The sequence below is a fragment of the Jatrophihabitans sp. genome (assembly GCF_051960575.1).
Lineage (GTDB): Bacteria > Actinomycetota > Actinomycetes > Mycobacteriales > Jatrophihabitantaceae > JBQCEE01.
On record NZ_JBQCEE010000230.1, the window covers coordinates 1 to 2,149 of the forward strand.

Here is a 2,149-nt window from a genome sequence, read left to right on the forward strand (position 1 = left end):
GGGGGGAATTAAATATAAAACAACAAAAAAAAAACTACCTTTCGTTCTTTGTTTTTGGGGGGCGGGGGCCCCCCCCCCCCCCCCCCCCCCCCCCCGCCCCGTCGGAAGGGATCCCCATGTCGCAGGACAGCACGCCCGCCGAACCGTGGCGCGACTTCCCGCCCATGGCCGCGACGACCGGACGCGTGGAGCCGGCGCCGCGGCGCGTGCGCGGTCTGCTCGCCGGACACACCGTGGTCGACACCGTCGCGGCCCGGTACGTCTGGGAGCACGAGCGCTACCCGCAGTACTACCTGCCGGTCGCCGACATCGACGCGTCCGTCCTCGTCGACGAGGGCCGGACGCAGCACCTGCGCTTCGGCACCGCGCGGCGTCACGGCCTGCGCGTCGGGGACACCGTGCGTGAGGGCGTCGTCCGCCTGTTCGGGGACGACGCCGTCCCGGGCCTCGCCGGCACCGCCCGCATCGAATGGTCGGCCCTGGACGCCTGGTTCGAGGAGGACGAGCAGGTGTACGTGCACCCGCGCAACCCGTACACGCGGGTCGACGCGGTGCGGTCGAGCCGGCACGTGCGGGTCGAGCTCGACGGCGTGGTGCTGGCCGAGTCGCGATCGCCGGTGCTGGTCTTCGAGACCGGGTTGCCGACGCGGTACTACCTCGACCCCACCGACGTCGACCTGAGCCTGCTGCGGGCGAACCAGACCCGCACCGAGTGCCCCTACAAGGGCCGCACCACCGGGTACTGGGACGCCGTCGCGGGCGACACGGTCGTGCCGGACGCCGCCTGGAGCTACGCGTTCACCACGGCCGCGCTGCAGCCGATCGCCGGTCTCGTCGCCTTCCTCAACGAGGGGGTCGACCTCACCGTCGACGGCACGCGGCTCGTGCGGCCGGTGAGCCCGTTCAGCTGACGCCGCCGGCTCGCTGCTCCAGGACCCGTCCGTCTCAGTAGCTGAAGGTGACCGCCGGCTCGTCGCCGATCCACTGCCACATCGGGACTGTGCCGCCGAGCTCGGCGTTCTCGACGAATGTCGTGGCGTCGACCTTCCGCGCGTCGACGCAGATCGGGCAGACCAGGTAGCGCCCGCCGGCGGCGCGGAACCGGTCGAGCAGGGACGGCAGCGGCGGACAGCCCTCGCAGGCCGTCAGCACCGCGACGCCCGGCGTCACGAGCCGCACCGCCTCCTTCGTCAGGAACATCAGCGTCTCGCGTCCGGTCTCGGCGGCACCGACCGCGACGAGGAACGCGACGGTAACCCGCTCGGGGTCCTCGAGCCCGGTGGTCAGGCTGACCACCGCCTTACCGGCCATCGGTGGTCACCTCGTGCATGCCCGAGCAGAGCAGGTCGAGCGCGACGATGCGCTGGTCGACCCGCGCGTAGACGTGCTGTTCCAGTTCGCGCACCATTCCCGCGGCGTCGGTGACCCGGGCACACCAGCGCAACGACAGCACGGGGCCGACCTGACCGATGGCGGCGTCGGCCATGCTGAACGCCGACGCGTCGCCGTACCAGCGACGGAAGTGGTCGACCGCCGCGTCCGCCGTCGACTCCTCGACGACACGAGGTGGGAGCAGCGCCCGGAAGCGCACGTCCGGCGCGAGCACACCGGCCAGCGCCACGAAGTCACGGCGGGCGAGCGCGTCGAGGAAGACGCCGCCCGTCGTCCAGAGCGGGGTGTCCTCACGGAGGACGTCGAGAGTGGTCATGGCGCATGTCTACGGACGCCGACCACCTGCTCACATCGGGCGATCACCCGATGTTCGTCGGGGCGGGTGCTGCGTCGACCAGGCCGTGGCGCAGCGCGAACATCGCCGCGGCCCCGCGGGTGCTCACGCCGATCTTGGCGTAGATGTGCTCGATGTGGCTACCGACCGTGCGTGGCGAGAGGACGAGCGTCTCGGCGATCTGCCGGTTCGACAGCCCGCGCACGAGCAGCGCGAGCACCTCGACCTCGCGTCCGGTGAGACCGGCCGGCAGACCGGCCCGGCGCCGCACACGGTGCCCGGCGACGGCGAGCACCGCGCGCACGGCGGCGGTGTCGAGGCGCCCGGCCTCCGCCTCGGCGAGCAGGGCGGCCTCGCGCATGGCCGCGTCGTGCGCCGGACGGTGGGGCCGCGCCTCCCCCATCGCCTGGTACACCTCGGCGG

General features: G+C 72.4%; 4 protein-coding genes. 1 reads left to right on the plus strand and 3 read right to left on the minus strand.

What is annotated here, in order from left to right; genetic code table 11:
- Positions 1-116: 116 nt before the first annotated feature.
- A complete protein-coding gene (locus tag ACTHMS_RS12640) occupies positions 117-911 on the plus strand; it encodes a DUF427 domain-containing protein (protein WP_440307022.1) in 795 nt (264 codons plus the stop codon).
- Positions 912-945: 34 nt separating this feature from the next.
- On the opposite strand, the gene ACTHMS_RS12645 is transcribed toward ACTHMS_RS12640, so the two are convergent.
- The 3 genes from ACTHMS_RS12645 to ACTHMS_RS12655 form a co-directional block, all read right to left on the minus strand.
- Positions 946-1,311, minus strand: a complete 366-nt coding sequence (locus tag ACTHMS_RS12645; RefSeq protein WP_440307023.1) for a DsrE family protein — start codon at positions 1,309-1,311, stop codon at positions 946-948.
- Positions 1,301-1,708, minus strand: a complete 408-nt coding sequence (locus tag ACTHMS_RS12650; RefSeq protein WP_440307024.1) for a hypothetical protein — start codon at positions 1,706-1,708, stop codon at positions 1,301-1,303. The genes ACTHMS_RS12645 and ACTHMS_RS12650 overlap by 11 nt, the downstream gene beginning before the upstream one ends.
- 43 nt (positions 1,709-1,751) lie before the next feature.
- Positions 1,752-2,149, minus strand: a 398-nt coding sequence (locus ACTHMS_RS12655; protein WP_440307025.1) for a response regulator transcription factor, incomplete at its 5' end; no start/stop codon positions are given.